This is a genomic window from Pseudomonas sp. AP42, from assembly GCF_001728935.1.
Classification (GTDB): Bacteria; Pseudomonadota; Gammaproteobacteria; order Pseudomonadales; family Pseudomonadaceae; genus Aquipseudomonas; species Aquipseudomonas lactis.
This window is the reverse complement of record NZ_LYSO01000069.1, coordinates 1-17,269: the sequence shown is the minus strand read 5'-3', so window position 1 is coordinate 17,269 and position 17,269 is coordinate 1. Positions and strand designations below refer to the sequence as shown.

The 17,269-nt window shown below is 61.0% G+C and carries 14 protein-coding genes; 11 read left to right on the top strand and 3 right to left on the bottom strand.

Annotated features, from left to right (window positions below; genetic code table 11):
• Positions 1-301 precede the first annotated feature (301 nt).
• Together A7K61_RS20670 and A7K61_RS20665 are read right to left on the bottom strand one after the other, a co-directional pair.
• Positions 302-1,540 carry a transporter associated domain-containing protein gene (locus A7K61_RS20670; RefSeq protein ID WP_069558255.1) on the bottom strand — a complete coding sequence of 413 codons (1,239 nt, stop codon included), beginning with the start codon at positions 1,538-1,540 and terminating at the stop codon, positions 302-304.
• A 12-nt stretch (positions 1,541-1,552) separates the two neighbouring features.
• Positions 1,553-2,365 (bottom strand): inner membrane protein YpjD, encoded by an 813-nt coding sequence (locus tag A7K61_RS20665; RefSeq protein ID WP_034115853.1) that lies wholly within the window; start codon positions 2,363-2,365, stop codon positions 1,553-1,555.
• Positions 2,366-2,597: 232 nt separating this feature from the next.
• Here A7K61_RS20665 and ffh point away from each other — a divergent pair, with 232 nt between their 5' ends.
• From ffh to A7K61_RS20635, 6 genes are all read left to right on the top strand, one after another.
• Positions 2,598-3,974, top strand: coding sequence for a signal recognition particle protein (gene ffh, locus A7K61_RS20660; protein ID WP_003193965.1), 1,377 nt, complete (start codon positions 2,598-2,600; stop codon positions 3,972-3,974).
• Positions 3,975-4,225: 251 nt separating this feature from the next.
• Positions 4,226-4,477 carry a 30S ribosomal protein S16 gene (gene rpsP / locus A7K61_RS20655; RefSeq protein WP_003175899.1) on the top strand — a complete coding sequence of 84 codons (252 nt, stop codon included), beginning with the start codon at positions 4,226-4,228 and terminating at the stop codon, positions 4,475-4,477.
• A 5-nt stretch (positions 4,478-4,482) separates the two neighbouring features.
• Positions 4,483-5,019, top strand: a complete 537-nt coding sequence (gene rimM, locus A7K61_RS20650) for a ribosome maturation factor RimM (RefSeq protein WP_003175898.1) — start codon at positions 4,483-4,485, stop codon at positions 5,017-5,019.
• The gene (trmD, locus tag A7K61_RS20645; RefSeq protein WP_153475158.1) at positions 5,001-5,774 is read left to right on the top strand and encodes a tRNA (guanosine(37)-N1)-methyltransferase TrmD; all 774 of its coding nucleotides are present in this window, start codon (positions 5,001-5,003) and stop codon (positions 5,772-5,774) included. Before rimM ends, trmD begins: the two co-directional genes overlap by 19 nt.
• A 45-nt stretch (positions 5,775-5,819) precedes the next feature.
• A complete protein-coding gene (rplS, locus tag A7K61_RS20640) occupies positions 5,820-6,170 on the top strand; it encodes a 50S ribosomal protein L19 (protein WP_003175895.1) in 351 nt (116 codons plus the stop codon).
• Positions 6,171-6,252: 82 nt separating this feature from the next.
• Complete coding sequence (locus A7K61_RS20635; protein WP_003193963.1) at positions 6,253-6,666, top strand: acyl-CoA thioesterase; 414 nt, start codon at positions 6,253-6,255, stop codon at positions 6,664-6,666.
• Here A7K61_RS20635 and A7K61_RS20630 read toward each other — a convergent pair whose 3' ends face one another.
• Entirely contained in the window at positions 6,667-8,475 is a 1,809-nt protein-coding gene (locus tag A7K61_RS20630; RefSeq protein ID WP_044272392.1) for a sodium:proton antiporter, read from the bottom strand. It abuts the gene before it with no gap.
• Between the two features lie 107 nt (positions 8,476-8,582).
• On the opposite strand from A7K61_RS20630, the gene xerD reads away from it, so the two are divergent.
• The 5 genes from xerD (at position 8,583) to A7K61_RS20605 (ending at position 17,128) form a co-directional block, all read left to right on the top strand.
• Positions 8,583-9,479 (top strand): site-specific tyrosine recombinase XerD, encoded by an 897-nt coding sequence (xerD, locus tag A7K61_RS20625; protein WP_047711700.1) that lies wholly within the window; start codon positions 8,583-8,585, stop codon positions 9,477-9,479.
• A gap of 148 nt (positions 9,480-9,627) precedes the next feature.
• A complete protein-coding gene (locus tag A7K61_RS20620) occupies positions 9,628-10,359 on the top strand; it encodes a thioredoxin fold domain-containing protein (RefSeq protein ID WP_003193960.1) in 732 nt (243 codons plus the stop codon).
• A gap of 128 nt (positions 10,360-10,487) precedes the next feature.
• Entirely contained in the window at positions 10,488-11,792 is a 1,305-nt protein-coding gene (locus A7K61_RS20615) for a homoserine dehydrogenase (protein ID WP_069558254.1), read from the top strand.
• Positions 11,793-11,859: 67 nt separating this feature from the next.
• Positions 11,860-13,269 carry a threonine synthase gene (thrC, locus tag A7K61_RS20610; RefSeq protein WP_003193958.1) on the top strand — a complete coding sequence of 470 codons (1,410 nt, stop codon included), beginning with the start codon at positions 11,860-11,862 and terminating at the stop codon, positions 13,267-13,269.
• 286 nt (positions 13,270-13,555) lie between these two features.
• Positions 13,556-17,128 carry an ATP-binding protein gene (locus A7K61_RS20605; RefSeq protein WP_069558259.1) on the top strand — a complete coding sequence of 1,191 codons (3,573 nt, stop codon included), beginning with the start codon at positions 13,556-13,558 and terminating at the stop codon, positions 17,126-17,128.
• Positions 17,129-17,269 lie beyond the last annotated feature (141 nt).

Sequence of the window (17,269 nt, the reverse complement as noted above, 5' to 3'; positions counted from 1 at the left end):
ATTGGTCGAACACCCATGGATCAGGGCTGTGCGCGGGGCGGCTCGGGATGGGAGCAAACACCGGTCGGACATGGTAAGGCGGTGCCAGGACACGCTGGGTGCGGGTAGCACGCGGTCGGGCGGGGCTTGGGTAAGCCGCAAGGATTATAGGAAGGGGTTTGTGGGTTTGGGAACCCACAGCAGATCAAGTGTGGGAGCGGGCTTGCTCGCGAATGCGGTGGTTCAGTCAGAACATCTGCCACTGATACACCGCATTCGCGAGCAAGCCCGCTCCCACATGGGAACGTGTGTGTCCAGATGCTTATGCAGCGACTGGCACGTGGCTGGTATGCCAGATCAACACCTTGCTCACCCGGTTGTCCTCGGTCTCGAGGATTTCCAGGCGATAGCGGCCGACTTTCAGGCACACCGCGCAATCGGGAATGGTCTCCAGCGCCTCGGTGACCAGGCCGTTGAGGGTCTTGGGGCCGTCGCTGGGCAGGTGCCAGCCCAGGCTTTTGTTCAGTTCACGGATCGAGGCGGCGCCGTCGATGATGTAGCGACCATCGGGCTGGGCTTCGATATGCGGGTTATCCACAGCCTGATCGTTTTCGAATTCGCCGACGATCTCTTCCAGAATATCTTCCAGGGTGACAATGCCCAGCACTTCACCGTACTCGTCCACTACCATGCCCAGGCGCCGCTGCTGCTTGTGGAAGTTCAGCAGTTGCAACTGCAACGGCGTGCTTTCCGGTACGAAGTAAGGCTCGTGGCAGGCGGCGAGCAGGGCCTCTTTGGTCAGGCTGGCGTCAGGCAGCAGGTGTTGGACCTGCCGGGTATTGAGCACGGCCTGCACCTGGTTGATGTCGCTGTGGAACACCGGCAGGCGGGTGCGTGGCGAGGTACGCAACTGTTCGATGATGTCTTCTATCGGCTCATCGAGGTTGATGCCGTCCACTTCGCTGCGCGGCACCAGGATGTCGTTGACCGTGATGTTGTCCAGGGCATGGATACCGGGCAGGCCAGGCGTGCGGTCGGCGTCGGTGTCGGGTTCTGTGTCGTCGTCATGGTCGGGCAGGGGCTCGTCGCTGTTTTTGACCACGCCGGATTTGCGTGCAAACGGGCGCAATAACAGCAGGCTGATGCCATTGAGCAGCCAGGCCAGGGGGTAGAGGATTTTCAGCGGCACGCCCAGCAATGTATTGCCAAAGCCCAGCACTGCTTGCGGGTGACGGGTGGCCAGGGTGCGGGGCAGGTAGTCGGCCAGCACCAGCAGCCCTGCGCAGGAAATCAGCCAGCCCAGCCAGGGCCCGTTCTCTGCCCAGGCATAGATCGCCAGCAGGGTGCAAAGAATCACCACGGCGGCGCGGCACAGGCTGTTGCACAGGATCAGGCTATGGCGCGGGAAACTCAGGCGTGCAGCCGCCTTGTCGCCCTGGCGTGTGCCTGGGCGCAGGGCCAGCAGGTGTTGTTGTGCAGCTTCTATGGCAGTAAACAGCGCCGCCCACAAAATCAGCAGGGCAATTACGGCGAGCATCGGCCCTAAGGGCAAGTTGTCCATGATCACTGCCCGTCAGATATGCAGGATGTATTCGCGAACCAGCTTGCTGCCGAAATAGGCCAGCATCAACAGGCAGAAACCGGCCAGGGTCCAGCGGATGGCCTTGTGCCCGCGCCAGCCGAGGCGGTTGCGCCCCCACAACAGCACGCTGAACACCACCCACGCCAGGCACGCCAGCAAGGTTTTATGCACCAGGTGCTGGGCAAACAGGTTTTCGACGAACAGCCAGCCGGAGATCAGCGACAGCGACAGCAGGGTCCAGCCGGCCCACAGAAACCCGAACAGCAGGCTTTCCATGGTTTGCAGGGGCGGGAAGTTCTTGATCAGCCCCGACGGGTGCTTGTGCTTGAGCTGGTGATCCTGCAGCAGCAGCAGCAGGGCCTGGAACACCGCGATGGTGAACATGCCGTAGGCGAGGATCGACAGCAGGATGTGGGCGAGGATGCCCGGCTCCTCGTCGATCACCTGTACGGTGCCGGTGGGGGTGAACTGCGCCAGCAGCACCGTCAGCATTCCCAGGGGGAATAGCAGCACCAGCAGGTTCTCCACCGGAATCCGGTAGCAGGCCAGCAGCGTCAGCGCGATGACGGCCGCGGCGATCAGGCTGGCGGCGCTGAAAAAGTCCAGGCCCAGGCCAACCGGGGTCATCAGGTGGGTGAACAGGCTGGCGGCATGGGCCAGCAGGGCCAGCACGCCAAGGCCGACGAGCAGACGTTTGTCCGCTTTGGTGCCTTGGGCCAGACGAGTGCCCTGATAGAGGGTCGCAGCGGCATACAAAATGGCGGCGGCGAGGCTGGGTAGCAAACTGGGTGACAAGGGGAGCATAAATCCTGGTAGGCAAGCCCGAAAGGCGTTGAGTTTGGCACACACCTGCGTTGCACGAAAGACTCCCGCGCCAGACAGCGGGTGTGCATGGGCGCAGTCTTCGCTATAATCCGCGACCTGCCCACGCCGCAGGCTCGGCGAACGCTGTTTTTAATAGCGATTTCCCCCAGCCTGGGCCGCCATTACCTCGGTCTACCTGCATTTCGATGAGTAGGGCCTGAAAGGATCGCGCATGTTTGAAAACTTGACTGACCGTCTCTCGCAGACGCTGCGCCACGTTACCGGCAAGGCCAAGCTGACCGAGGACAATATTAAAGACACCCTGCGTGAAGTGCGCATGGCGTTGCTGGAAGCCGACGTGGCCTTGCCAGTGGTGAAGGACTTCGTCAACTCGGTCAAGGAGCGTGCGGTCGGCACCGAAGTGTCCCGCAGCCTGACCCCGGGCCAGGCCTTCGTGAAGATCGTCCAGGCCGAACTCGAAAGCCTGATGGGCGCGGCCAACGAAGACCTGAACCTCAGTGCCGTGCCGCCAGCCGTCGTGCTGATGGCAGGTTTGCAGGGTGCGGGTAAAACCACCACCGCCGGCAAACTGGCGCGCTTCCTTAAAGAGCGCAAGAAGAAATCCGTGATGGTGGTGTCGGCCGACGTATACCGTCCGGCAGCCATCAAGCAGTTGGAAATGCTCGCGGGAGAAGTGGGCGTGACCTTCTTCCCGTCCGACCTGAGCCAGAAGCCGGTCGACATCGCCAACGCCGCTATTAAAGAAGCCAAGCTCAAGTTCATCGACGTGGTCATCGTCGATACCGCCGGTCGCCTGCACATCGACGAAGAGATGATGGGCGAGATCAAGGCGCTGCATGCCGCGATCAACCCGGTCGAGACCCTGTTCGTGGTCGACGCCATGACCGGCCAGGATGCGGCCAACACCGCCAAGGCCTTTGGTGACGCACTGCCGCTGACCGGCGTGATCCTCACCAAGGTCGACGGCGACGCCCGTGGCGGTGCCGCGCTGTCGGTACGTGCCATCACTGGCAAGCCGATCAAGTTCATCGGTATGGGCGAGAAGAGCGAAGCGCTCGAGCCGTTCCACCCTGAGCGTATCGCCTCGCGCATCCTCGGCATGGGTGACGTGCTCAGCCTGATCGAGCAGGCCGAAGCCACGCTCGACAAGGACAAGGCCGACAAACTGGCCAAGAAGCTGAAGAAGGGCAAGGGCTTCGACCTCGAAGACTTCCGCGACCAGCTGCAACAGATGAAGAACATGGGCGGCCTCGGCGGCCTGATGGACAAGCTGCCTAACATCGGCGGTGTGAACCTGGCGCAAATGGGCAACGCCCAGGGCGCGGCAGAGAAGCAGTTCAAGCAGATGGAAGCCATCATCAACTCCATGACCCCGGCCGAGCGCCGCGACCCTGAGCTGATCAGCGGTTCGCGCAAGCGCCGGATCGCCATGGGTTCCGGCACCCAGGTGCAGGACATCGGTCGCTTGATCAAGCAACACAAGCAGATGCAGAAGATGATGAAGAAATTCTCCGCCAAGGGCGGTATGGCCAAGATGATGCGCGGCATGGGCGGTATGTTGCCCGGCGGCGGCATGCCTAAAATGTAAAGTATTCGAGCGTAAGCCTTGCTTGCGCTCCGCCCCACAAGGATGTGGGATCTCCAGCAAACCCGCCGTTGGCGGGCGCTGACTCGCCGTTTTAACCGACGGCTCTATAGCAGATCTGAATGGCACGCTGATAGGCGCCAGAAAAAGACATTTGCAAAAGTCCGGATATTCCTTAGAATATGCGGCCTTTCGGGCACCTATGCCCGCTGTGCATTTAGATTTGCAGCACCGACTACAGGAACGATGTTCACATGCTAACAATCCGTCTTGCCCTTGGCGGCTCCAAAAAGCGCCCGTTTTACCACTTGACCGTAACCGACAGCCGCAACCCGCGTGACGGTTCGCACAAGGAACAGGTTGGTTTCTTCAACCCTGTTGCTCGTGGTCAAGAAGTTCGTCTGTCCGTGAACCAAGAGCGCGTAGCCTACTGGCTGAGCGTTGGCGCACAGCCATCCGAGCGCGTTGCAAAACTGTTGAAGGACTCGGCTAAGGCCGCAGCCTGAGCAATATGAACGCGACGCCAGCTGTTGCTGATGATTTGATCGTTATCGGCAAGATTTACTCTGTTCATGGCGTTCGCGGCGAAGTGAAGGTGTATTCCTTTACTGATCCGACTGAAAACCTGTTGCAGTACAAGACCTGGACGCTCAAGCGCGAAGGGAGTGTGAAACAGGTAGAGCTGGTCAGTGGACGCGGGAGCGACAAGTTCCTGGTCGCAAAGCTCAAGGGTCTTGATGATCGTGAAGAAGCTCGTCTTCTGGCCGGTTATGAGATCTGCGTGCCGCGCAACCTGTTCCCTGAATTGACCGACGGCGAGTACTACTGGTACCAGCTGGAAGGTCTGAAGGTTATTGATCAACTCGGGCAATTGCTGGGGAAAATCGATCATCTTCTGGAAACCGGCGCCAATGATGTAATGGTGGTCAAGCCTTGCGCTGGCAGCCTGGATGACCGTGAACGCCTGTTGCCCTATACCGAGCAATGCGTGTTGGCCGTCGACCTGGCAGCGGGCGAGATGAAGGTGGAATGGGACGCGGACTTCTAAGCGTGGCTAATTTGCGCATTGAAGTGATCAGTTTGTTTCCCGAGATGTTTTCCGCCATCAGCGAGTACGGCATCACCAGTCGGGCGGTGAAACAGGGGCTGTTGCAGCTCACCTGTTGGAACCCGCGAGACTACACGACGGATCGACATCACACTGTGGACGATCGCCCATTTGGCGGTGGCCCGGGCATGGTGATGAAGATCAAGCCCCTGGAAGATGCGTTGGTTCAGGCCAAGGCAGCCGCCGGGGAGAAGGCGAAGGTAATTTACCTGTCCCCTCAAGGCCGTCAGCTGAAACAGGCGGCGGTACGCGAACTGGCGAATGAGGAAAGTTTGATCCTGATTGCCGGTCGCTATGAAGGCATTGACGAGCGTTTTATTGAAGCTCATGTCGATGAAGAGTGGTCGATTGGGGACTATGTCCTGTCTGGCGGCGAGCTGCCGGCGATGGTCCTGATAGATGCGGTTACACGACTGCTGCCCGGAGCTTTAGGGCATGCGGACTCCGCGGAGGAAGATTCCTTCACGGATGGTTTGCTGGATTGCCCGCACTACACCCGTCCGGAGGTGTATGTGGATCAGCGTGTTCCCGACGTATTGCTAAGTGGCAATCACGCACACATCCGGCGTTGGCGTTTACAGCAGTCCCTTGGTCGGACCTATGAACGACGCGCCGATCTTCTGGAAAGCCGCTCGCTTTCTGGAGAAGAGAAGAAGCTGCTCGAGGAATACATCCTCGCGCGGGACGATAGTTAACAACGTATCGATGGTAGGTCCATTGACTTACCTTAGGAGCACAGCATGACTAACAAAATCATCCTTGCACTCGAAGCAGAGCAGATGACCAAAGAGATCCCTACCTTTGCCCCGGGCGACACTATTGTCGTTCAGGTGAAAGTGAAGGAAGGCGACCGTTCGCGTCTGCAAGCGTTCGAAGGCGTGGTAATCGCCAAGCGTAACCGTGGTGTGAACAGTGCTTTCACTGTTCGTAAAATCTCCAACGGTGTTGGCGTAGAGCGTACTTTCCAGACCTACAGCCCGCAAATCGATAGCATGGCCGTCAAGCGTCGCGGTGACGTACGTAAAGCCAAGCTGTACTACCTGCGTGACCTGTCCGGTAAAGCAGCTCGCATCAAGGAAAAACTGGCTTAAGTCCAGCTTCCCGATGCAGAAAAAAGCAGCCTACGGGCTGCTTTTTTGTGCCTGAAATTTGCCTATCTACCGGTATTGACCCATGACCACCCGCCTCGAAGAAATCCAGCGCCGCACCGACCTGTCGGTCACCCACGTGACCAAGGCCGTGTTCCCGCCCACCACCAACCACCACAACACCCTGTTCGGCGGCACTGCCTTGGCATGGATGGACGAAGTGTCGTTCATCACCGCCACGCGTTTCTGCCGCTTGCCTTTGGTGACGGTCTCCACCGACCGTATCGACTTCAACCACGCGATCCCGGCCGGCTCTATCGTTGAGCTGATCGGCCGGGTGATCAAGGTCGGCAACACCAGCCTCAAGGTCGAAGTGGAAGTGTTCGTGGAGAGCATGAGCGCGGATGGCCGTGAAAAGGCGATCCAGGGCGTGTTCAGCTTCGTCGCGATTGACGCAGATAAACGCCCTGTCCCGGTATTGCCTGGGTTTGTTGACTGATTACTCGGCGGTGCTGGCCTGCGGTTGAATCACTGCCAGCAAGGTCCAGCCCGCTACAGGCTTCAAGTGGCTCTCGGGCGAGACCACGTGCACCCAGCCGCTGGTATCCCGAGCAAACAGCAAGGTAGCGCGCTCCCCGTGCAGCGCCTGGTATTGCTCCCAGCCAAAGCCGTCGGTGAGGCTGGTGCTGTACAGCTCGGCGCCTTGGCCCAGCAGGCTGGCCAATTTGGTGTAGCTCAAGGGTTGGCTGCCCAGCAAGTGGCCACGGTGTTCATGGCTGGCCTTGTGCTTGTCGGTGCGACGGTTTTCCTGGCTGCTGGCCAGAGCGAACAGGCGATGGCCGAAGTCATGGCGAAAACGCATGGTGGCCAAGGCATTCAGTTCGCCAGAAGGCGAGAGCGCGAGCAGATGCCCCAGGCCGACCAGGTCCAGATGGGACTCGGCATGCTGGGAGGCCGGGTTGCCGAAGTAGGTGGGCAAGCCTTCCATACGACTGGCGCGGATGTTTTCCCAGCTTGAGTCGGTCAGCAGTACGCGGCTGCCCAGTTGCTGCAATGCCTTACCGAGCGCCCGCGCCGGGCCGTTCGCACCCACGATCAGGAAGCCGCTGGGCGCCGGCTCAGCGACTTTGAGCAGGCGGGCCAAGGGGCGTGCCGTGGCGCTTTGCAGCACGACGGTGCCGATGATCACCGCGAAGGTCAGCGGCACCAGCAATAACGCGCCTTCGTGGCCGGCCTCATCCAGGCGGATCGCAAAGATCGCTGACACCGCCGCCGCCACGATACCCCGTGGGGCGATCCAGGCCAGCAGCGCGCGCTCGCGCCAGTTCAGCCCGGAGCCAAAGGTCGAAAGCGCCACGTTCAATGGGCGTGCAATGAATTGGATGATCAACAGCAGGATCAACACAAACGGGCCCAGGGCGATCATGGCGTTCAGGTCCAGGCGTGCCGCCAGGAGGATAAACAGCCCGGAAATCAGCAACACGCTGAGGTTTTCCTTGAAGTGCAGGATGTGCCGTACATCCACGCCTTTCATGTTCGCCATCCACATGCCCATCAGCGTGACCGCCAGCAGGCCGGACTCATGCATCACCTGGTTGGAGGCGATGAAGATGCCCAGCACGCCCGCCAGCGTCGCCAGGTTATGCAGGTATTCCGGCAACCACTGGCGGCGCATGATCTGCCCCAGTACCCAGCCACCGGCGATGCCGAACAGGCTGCCGCAAAGGATAACGCCGCCGAAGGTCAGCAGGCTGTGGCTCAAACCGTCGCCCGATGCACTGGCGATGATAAAGCTATACACCACTACCGCGAGCAGTGCGCCAATCGGGTCGATGACGATGCCTTCCCAACGCAGGATATTGGCGATGGAGGCTTTGGGGCGTACCACGCGCAGCATGGGTACGATCACGGTTGGCCCGGTCACCAGTGTCAGGGTGCCGAACAGCAGCGCCAGCATCCAGTCGAAACCCAGCAGCCAGTGGGTGGCCAGGGTGATCACTGCCCAGGTCGAGAGTGCGCCGACGGTGACCAGTCGGTGGACGACGCTGCCGATTTCCTTCCATTCCGATAGGTGCAGGGTCAGGCTGCCTTCAAACAGAATCAGCGCCACCGCCAACGACACCAACGGCATCAACAGTGGGCCGAACATTTCCTGCGGGTCGAGCCATCCGAGTATCGGCCCTGCCAGAATCCCGCTCAGCAGAAGAAACAGAATCGCCGGCAGTTTCAGGCGCCAGGCCAGCCACTGGCAGCCGAGTGCGGCCACGCCAATGCCGCCAAAAGCCAACAAAATCTGTTGTTCGTTCATTAAAGCTTCCTGTTCCTTGAATTAGCGGGCTATGAAAGACTAATGGCTCTTGCCACAGTTCACTAAATAATTCGCGTATTGCCTTGTGCTGCGTTGCTTGAGTGCCCATGCCTGCCATAGACCATCCCCTGATCGACCGCTTCCTCGACGCCCTCTGGTTAGAAAAAGGCCTGTCGGACAACACACGCCAGGCGTACCGCAGTGACCTGGCGCTGTTCAACGGCTGGCTGCAGGAGAAAAACCTAGAACTGATCAATGCCGGGCGCGAGCTGATCCTCGATCACCTGGCCTGGCGCCTGGAGCAGAACTACAAACCGCGCTCCACCGCGCGATTTCTCTCCGGTGTACGTGGCTTTTATCGCTACCTGCTGCGGGAAAAACTCATTGCCGTCGACCCGACCCTGCAAATCGACATGCCGCAACTCGGCAGGCCGTTGCCCAAGTCCTTGTCGGAAGCCGACGTCGAGGCCTTGCTCGCGGCCCCGGACCTGAGCGAGGCCATCGGCCAGCGCGACCGCGCCATGCTGGAGGTGCTGTATGCCTGCGGCCTGCGCGTGACCGAACTGATCAGCCTGACGCTGGAACAGGTCAACCTGCGCCAGGGCGTGTTGCGCGTGATGGGCAAGGGCAGCAAGGAGCGGCTGGTGCCCATGGGCGAGGAGGCGATTGTGTGGGTCGAGCGCTACATGCGCGATGCGCGCCACGAACTGCTCGGCGGGCGCCCCAGCGACGTGCTGTTTCCCAGCCAGCGCGGCGAGCAGATGACCCGCCAGACCTTCTGGCACCGCATCAAGCACCAGGCCAAAGTGGCCGGGATCGGCAAGGCGCTGTCGCCCCACACCCTGCGCCATGCGTTCGCCACCCACTTGCTCAACCACGGCGCGGATTTGCGCGTGGTGCAAATGCTGCTGGGGCACAGCGACTTATCCACAACCCAGATCTACACCCATGTGGCACGCGCACGTTTGCAGGACATGCACGCCAAGCATCACCCACGCGGATAAAACCGTCAGAAATGGCCCATTTTACCTGTCGCGGGCTGCCCTCCCGCCCAACTGTGGTAGGCTTTGCCGGTTCGCAAAGGGGACGGCATCCATTGTGGTCCAGATCAGTATTCTGCTCCCGTCCCTGCCTCTGCCTTCAGGAGTTCCCATGCGCTTGACCCAGATTATTGCCGCCGCAGCCATTGCGTTGGTTTCCACCTTTGCGCTCGCCGATGATGCGGCCGAGCAGACCATCCGCAAGAGCCTGGCGAACCTGGCGCTCGACACGCCTATCGAAAGCATCAGCGCCAGCCCCATGGCCGGCCTGTACGAAGTCAAGCTCAAGGGCAGCCGCGTGCTGTACGCCAGTGCCGATGGCCAGTACATCGTCCAGGGCTACCTGTTCCAGCTCAAGGACGGCAAGCCGGTCAACCTGACCGAGAAGGCCGAGCGCCTGGGCGTGTCCAAGCTGATCAACGGCATCCCGGTGGCTGAAACCGTGGTTTACCCCGCCATTGGCGAAACCAAGACCCACATCACCGTGTTCACTGACACCACGTGCCCGTACTGCCACAAGCTGCACGCTGAAATCCCGGCGCTGAACAAGCTGGGCGTGGAAGTGCGCTACGTTGCCTTCCCGCGCCAGGGCCTGGGTTCGCCGGGTGACGAGCAGTTGCAGGCAGTGTGGTGCTCGGCCGACAAGAAAGCGGCCATGGACAAGATGGTCGATGGCAAGGAAATCAAGTCGGCCAAATGCGCCAACCCGGTTTCCAAGCAGTTCGCCCTGGGCCAGTCCATTGGTGTGAACGGTACACCGGCCATCGTTTTGGCCGACGGCCAGGTGATTCCGGGCTACCAGCCGGCGCCGCAAGTTGCCAAACTGGCACTGGGTGCCAAGTAAGCATTTATCGTTGAGCCTTTGACGATCATGGCCCGCCGAACCGTCGGCGGGTCATTAATTGAGAGCCGCAGTTGTGCGGCTGTTTTCACGGCCGACCTAGCGTCGGCCGTTTCATGGGGAGTTCTTCAGTGAAACCGGTCAAAGTAGGCATCTGTGGGTTAGGGACCGTCGGTGGCGGTACCTTCAACGTACTTCAGCGTAACGCTGAAGAAATTTCCCGCCGCGCAGGTCGCGGGATTGAAGTGGCGCAGATTGCCACGCGTTCGCCAAAGCCTCAGTTCGAAACGACCGGTATTGCGATTACCAACGATGTGTTCGCCGTGGCCACCAACCCTGAGATCGATATCGTTATCGAGCTGGTGGGCGGTTACACCGTGGCCCGCGAGCTGGTGCTCAAGGCCATCGAGAACGGTAAGCACGTGGTCACCGCCAACAAGGCGCTGATCGCCGTGCACGGCAACGAGATCTTCGCCAAGGCCCGCGAGAAGGGCGTGATCGTGGCGTTCGAAGCCGCGGTGGCCGGTGGTATCCCGGTGATCAAGGCGATCCGTGAAGGCCTGTCCGCCAACCGCATCAACTGGGTGGCCGGCATCATCAACGGCACCGGTAACTTCATCCTCACCGAAATGCGCGAGAAGGGCCGTACCTTCGAAGACGTGCTGGCCGAAGCCCAGGCCCTGGGTTACGCCGAAGCCGACCCGACCTTCGACGTGGAAGGCATCGACGCGGCCCACAAGCTGACCATCCTGGCGTCCATCGCCTTTGGTATCCCGCTGCAGTTTGACAAGGCCTACACCGAAGGCATCACCAAGTTGACCACCGCCGACGTCAACTACGCCGAAGCCCTGGGCTACCGCATCAAGCACCTGGGCGTGGCGCGCAGCACCGCGGCGGGCATCGAGTTGCGTGTGCACCCGACGCTGATCCCGGCCGACCGCCTGATCGCCAACGTCAACGGCGTGATGAACGCGGTGATGGTCAACGGCGACGCAGCCGGTTCCACCCTGTTCTACGGCGCCGGTGCCGGCATGGACCCGACAGCGTCGTCGGTGATCGCCGACCTGGTGGACGTGGTTCGCGCCATGACCAGCGACCCGGAAAACCGCGTGCCGCACCTGGCCTTCCAGCCGGACTCGCTGTCGGCCCATCCGATCCTGCCGATCGAAGCCTGCGAAAGTGCCTACTACCTGCGCATCCAGGCCCAGGACCATCCAGGCGTGTTGGCCCAGGTGGCCAGCATCCTGTCGGAGCGCGGTATCAACATCGAGTCGATCATGCAGAAGGAAGTCGAGGAGCAAAACGGCCAGGTGCCGATGATCCTGCTGACCCACCGCGTGCTCGAACAGCACATCAACGATGCCATCCACGCCCTGGAAGCCTTGCAAGGCGTAGTGGGCCCGGTGGTGCGGATTCGCGTTGAACACTTGAACTAACCGATTTGTTCCAGGGGCCCCGTCCATTCGGCGGCCCCTGTTCGAGAATGTTTTAGAGGAGCCAGTCATGCGTTATATCAGCACCCGCGGCCAGGCACCGGCCCTGAATTTCGAAGACGTTCTGCTGGCAGGCCTTGCCACCGACGGCGGCCTGTATGTGCCGGAAAACCTGCCACGCTTCACCCAGGAAGAAATCGCTTCCTGGGCCGGCCTGCCGTATCACGAGCTGGCTTTCCGAGTGATGCGCCCGTTCGTGACCGGTAGCATTCCGGATGCGGACTTCAAGAAGATTCTGGAAGAAACCTACGGCGTGTTTTCCCACAACGCCATCGCGCCCCTGCGCCAACTGAATGGCAATGAGTGGGTGCTGGAGCTGTTCCACGGCCCGACCCTGGCGTTCAAGGACTTCGCCCTGCAACTGCTGGGTCGCCTGCTCGACTACGTGCTGGAAAAGCGCGGCGAGCGCGTGGTGATCATCGGCGCCACCTCCGGCGATACCGGCTCGGCGGCCATCGAAGGGTGCAAGCACTGCGAAAACGTCGACATCTTCATCCTGCACCCGCACAAGCGTGTGTCCGAAGTGCAGCGTCGCCAGATGACCACCATCTTCGGTGAGAACATCCACAACATCGCCATCGAAGGCAACTTCGACGACTGCCAGGAAATGGTCAAGAACAGCTTCGCTGACCAGAGCTTCCTCAAGGGCACGCGCCTGGTGGCGGTGAACTCGATCAACTGGGCGCGGATCATGGCCCAGATCGTCTACTACTTCCACGCTTCGCTGCAGTTGGGTGGCCCGGCGCGTTCAGTGTCGTTCTCGGTGCCTACCGGCAACTTCGGCGATATTTTTGCCGGTTACCTGGCGCGTAACATGGGCCTGCCGATCAACCAGTTGATCGTCGCCACCAACCGCAACGACATCCTGCATCGCTTCATGAGCGGCAACCAGTACGTGAAGGAAACCCTGCACGCCACGCTGTCGCCGTCCATGGACATCATGGTGTCGTCGAACTTCGAACGCCTGCTGTTCGACATGCACGGTCGCAACGGCGCAGCCCTGGCCGAGTTGATGAACAGCTTCAAGCAAGGTGGCGGTTTCAGCGTCGAGCAAGAGCGCTGGACCGAAACCCGCAAGCTGTTCGACTCCCTGGCCGTGGATGATGCCCAGACCTGCGAAACCATCGCGCAGGTCTATGCCGAGACCGGCGAAGTGCTTGACCCGCACACGGCCATCGGCGTGAAAGCCGCCCGTGAATGCCGCCGCAGCCTGGATATTCCAATGGTGATCCTCGGTACCGCGCACCCGGTCAAGTTCCCGGAAGCGGTGGAGAAGGCCGGCATTGGCAAGGCCCTGGAGTTGCCGGAGCATTTGACCGACCTGTTCGAGCGCGAAGAGCGCTGCACTGTGTTGGCCAACGACCTGAAGGCGGTGCAGGCGTTCGTCAGCCAGCATGGCAATCGGGGCAAGCCGCTCTGATCGACAGGGCTGCCTGAAGGCCGAGGGGCATCTTTGTGCTGCCCATCGATCCAAAATGTGGGAGCGGGCTTGCTCGCGAATGAGGTGGATCAGTCACACATTCAGTGACTGACACAGCGCTTTCGCGAGCAAGCCCGCTCCCACATTCGAGACGGTTTCATCCACCCAAGACATGGTGGGGCAACAGTCAGCTTTTTTTGCAGTCGGCCAAGCCCGTCCTCGTGACGGGCTTTTTCATTTTGGCGAGCCATACTTGCCCATTCGCCCAATCAAGGAAACCCAACCGGTGCAGGTGTTGATCCAATGGACGTTGAAGCTGGTGTGCCTGTTGTGGCTCACCCAGGTACCCATGAGCCTGGCCGCTGTCAGCCTGCCGTTCAAACTGGTGCCGGCGTTTATCGCGCTTGAACCTATGCCCCTGGCGCCGACCGAGCAGCAGTGGTTGGCGGCGCATCGGACATTGAAGGTGGGCATCTCGATAGATGACTACCAGCCCATCGACATCACCCGCGACCGCAATCGCTACCAGGGCATCAGCGCCGATTACTTGAGCCTCGTCGGCGCGCGGCTGGGTGTGCCCATGCAAGTGCTCGGCTTCTCCGAGCGCGCCCAGGCGGTCGAAGCGCTGCGCAACGGCACCATCGATATTCTCACCAGTGCCAATGGCTACGAGCGTGACGTACCCGGCCTGCAGTTCACCCCGGACTACATGCCCGACCGTTCAGTGGTGGTGCTGCGCCGCGACGATACCCAAGGCGACGACCTGGCCGGCAAAAAGCTGGTGTTGCTCGACGGCTACGCCAACGTGCAGAAGGTTCACGCGGCGTATCCGGACAGCCACATCATGCTCGCGCCCAACCTCTACAGCGGCCTCGAAGCCTTGAAGCAGGGCGACGTCGATGCGTTTATCGGCAATGAAGTGATCGTGCGCGCCTATAAATCGCTGCGGCCTTACCTGGGGTTGCAGATCAAGGAGCAAAGCCGGCTGGCTCCCATCGGATTTGCCTTCGCCACCCGCCAGGCAGATCCGTTGTTGGGGGCCATGATGAATCGCGCGCTGGCAAGCCTCGACGAGTCGGTGCAGCGCGAAATCCTCGCGCGCTGGACCACCGGGCTCGGTGTCGGCATCAGTGGTGAGCGCATTGCGTTGTCGACATCGGAACGGGCCTGGGTGCGCGAGCATCCCCATGTCGTGGTAGTGGCCCAGCAAATGTCGCCTTATATCTTCAGGGACAAGGACGGCCGCTGGGTTGGCTTGAATGTCGACCTGTTGAACCGCATCTCGCGTATGACCGGTTTGCAGTTCATTTATGAAGAGGTGGGTTCTACCGCGCAAACCCTGGAATGGCTAGAAACCGGCCGGGCGCAGATGAACACCACCCTGGCGGTGAATCAGGAGCGCAATGCGCTGCTCAACTTCAGCCATGGTTTTGGCGGCTCCGGCTGGGTGTTTATCGAACGTGCCGATGCCGCGCCCCTGATGGGCTTGAACCAGTTGGACGGCAAGGTGCTGGCATTGCCGGCGCGCCACGTCATGGAGAGCCAGATTCGCCATGACCACCCGCGCATCAAGTTGCGCCTGGTAGACAATTACACCCAGGCCCGTGAGCTGGTACGACGGGGCGAGGCCGCCGCCACGATACAGACTGAAGTGGAAGTGCAGAGTTACGCGCAGGACGGCTTGCGTATGGGCCGCAGTGTCGACGGTCAGTGGTCGTCCAACTGCCTGTCGGTACGCAAGGACCAGCCTGAATTGCTGAACATTCTGAACAAAGCCCTGGAGGCGTTGCCGGTGGCTGAGTTGAGTGCCTTGCGCCTGCGCTGGATCGGTGCCGTGACGATTCCCCCGCCCGTCTGGCAGCGTGTACCGCCCTGGGCTTATTGGACGATGGCCACGGCGCTGCTGTTCGTGTTGGTGTCGTTGGTGTGGAACAGCCGGCTCAAGCGCCAGATCCGCCAACGGCTGGAGGCCGAGCAACGGCTCAATGATCAACTGGCGTTCAAGCGTGCATTGCTCGACGGTATGCCCAACCCGCTGTTCGTTCGCGACCTGGACGGGCGTCTGGTGACCTGCAATAAAAGTTATGAACAGCAATTGGCAACCCGGCTGGAGCTGATCCAGGGCCTGACGCTGATGGAAAGCAAGGTGGTGCCCGACGCCACGGCGGCGCGCCTGCACGAAGGGCACATGGAGCAATTGGCCACGCAGCAGCCGTTGTTTGTCGACCGGCAATTGGAGCTCAATGGCGGCACTTATCACGTCTATCAGTGGACCGTGCCCTTTTTCGACGCTCAGGGCCGCTTGCAGGGGTTGTTGGGCGGCTGGATCGATATCAACGAACGCAAAGACCTGGAGCGCCAGCTGATGGACGCCCGCCAGGCCGCCGATGAGGCGAACTACGCCAAAAGTGCATTTCTCTCGGCCTTGAGCCATGAGATTCGCACCCCCATGACCGCCATCATTGGCTTGCTCGAACTGGAGCAAGAGCGTTGCCTGGCAAGCGGCCAGCCGGTTTCCGAGGCGCTGCAAGTGGCCCATCGTTCGGCGCGCGAGCTGATTGCGCTGATGGGCGACAGCCTGGACTTGGCCAAGATTGAGGCCGGCCACCTGCAACTGGCGCCACAGACCACCGAGCTCAAGGGTTTTTTCGAGGGTATCCAGAGTCTGTTCGAAGCCACCGCGCAACAGAAGGGTCTGCATCTGACCCTGGCGTTTGATCCGGCTGCTCAGGGCTATTACTGGTTCGACCCGCTGCGGTTACGCCAGGTGATGCACAACCTGTTGGGCAATGCGCTCAAATTCACCGAGCGGGGCGGGGTTCACCTCAGCGTGACCTGCCAGCGGGATGAACGCGATAGCGAATACCTGCACCTGTGCGTCAAGGACAGTGGCCCGGGCATCAGCGCCGAGCAACAGCCGCGGGTGTTCAAGCCATTTACCCAGGTAAGCGCTTTGACCGCCGCGCAGCATGGCGGCACCGGGCTGGGCCTGAGTATCTGCAAGCAACTGGTGGAATTGATGGGCGGGAGCATTCACCTCGACAGCGCGGTGGGCGAGGGGACGGTGGTGTGCATTGACCTGCGCCTGGACCGGGTCAGCACCGATGATGTGCCGGCAACGCCCACCGCGACGTTGTCACCGACGGGGCGTAGCCTGTCGGTGCTGGTGGTGGATGATTTGGCGGCCAACCGCCTGGTGCTGGCGCAGCAGTTGCAGTTCCTCGGTCACCAGGTGGTCGCCCTGGAGTCGGCCGAGGCCGCGTTGCAACGCTGGCGTGAGCAGCGTTTTGACGTGCTGGTCACCGATTGCCAGATGCCCGGCATGTCCGGCTATGCCTTGAGCGCGGCGATCCGGCGCCTCGAAGCCGAGGAGCAACGGCCTCGTAGCGCGCTGGTGGGTTGCACCGCGAACGCCATGAAAGATGAACAACGCCGCTGCGAGGACGCCGGTATGGATGAACTGCTGGTCAAGCCCGTGACTCTGGAACACTGGACCCAAGTGTTGGCCCGTGTGGCGCCCCAGCGTTCGTTCGATATCCAGGCCCTGCGCACCATGACCCAGGCCGACGGGCCGGTGCTACAGAGCATGTTGCAGGAACTGGCCAAGAGCCTGGACCACGAACACGAGGTATTGGCGGGCGCCTTGGCCGAGCGTGACATGGCACGCTTGAACGCATCGCTGCATCGGCTCAAGGGCATTTGCTCCTTGGTGGACGCACTGCCACTCGCCAAGGCCTGTGTCGCCCTCGAGCAGTGCGCCCGTGAGCAGCGCGGCGCCGAGCTTGAAGCACCCTGGTTGCGCTTGTCCGAGGTGCTCAAGGCGTTTCGTCGCGACCTGCAACCCTATCTGGATGCCTGACACCCTTATGCCGGTCAGCTAAGCGAGCGCACTGCTCAACGCAACGAAGATCCCCTGTGGGAGCTGGCTTGCCTGCGAAGACGGCCTAGCAGCCGACACAGTTGGATTGTGTACATATCCATTCCTGCGGTAACGGCCACC

Excerpts from the sequence above, each read along its gene's own strand:
- A7K61_RS20670 (WP_069558255.1), bottom strand. The coding sequence starts at position 1,540 with ATGGACAACTTGCCCTTAGGGCCGATGCTCGCCGTAATTGCCCTGCTG.
- A7K61_RS20665 (WP_034115853.1), bottom strand. The coding sequence starts at position 2,365 with ATGCTCCCCTTGTCACCCAGTTTGCTACCCAGCCTCGCCGCCGCCATT.
- ffh (WP_003193965.1), top strand. The coding sequence starts at position 2,598 with ATGTTTGAAAACTTGACTGACCGTCTCTCGCAGACGCTGCGCCACGTT.
- rpsP (WP_003175899.1), top strand. The coding sequence starts at position 4,226 with ATGCTAACAATCCGTCTTGCCCTTGGCGGCTCCAAAAAGCGCCCGTTT.
- rimM (WP_003175898.1), top strand. The coding sequence starts at position 4,483 with ATGAACGCGACGCCAGCTGTTGCTGATGATTTGATCGTTATCGGCAAG.
- trmD (WP_153475158.1), top strand. The coding sequence starts at position 5,001 with ATGGGACGCGGACTTCTAAGCGTGGCTAATTTGCGCATTGAAGTGATC.
- rplS (WP_003175895.1), top strand. The coding sequence starts at position 5,820 with ATGACTAACAAAATCATCCTTGCACTCGAAGCAGAGCAGATGACCAAA.
- A7K61_RS20635 (WP_003193963.1), top strand. The coding sequence starts at position 6,253 with ATGACCACCCGCCTCGAAGAAATCCAGCGCCGCACCGACCTGTCGGTC.
- A7K61_RS20630 (WP_044272392.1), bottom strand. The coding sequence starts at position 8,475 with ATGAACGAACAACAGATTTTGTTGGCTTTTGGCGGCATTGGCGTGGCC.
- xerD (WP_047711700.1), top strand. The coding sequence starts at position 8,583 with ATGCCTGCCATAGACCATCCCCTGATCGACCGCTTCCTCGACGCCCTC.
- A7K61_RS20620 (WP_003193960.1), top strand. The coding sequence starts at position 9,628 with ATGCGCTTGACCCAGATTATTGCCGCCGCAGCCATTGCGTTGGTTTCC.
- thrC (WP_003193958.1), top strand. The coding sequence starts at position 11,860 with ATGCGTTATATCAGCACCCGCGGCCAGGCACCGGCCCTGAATTTCGAA.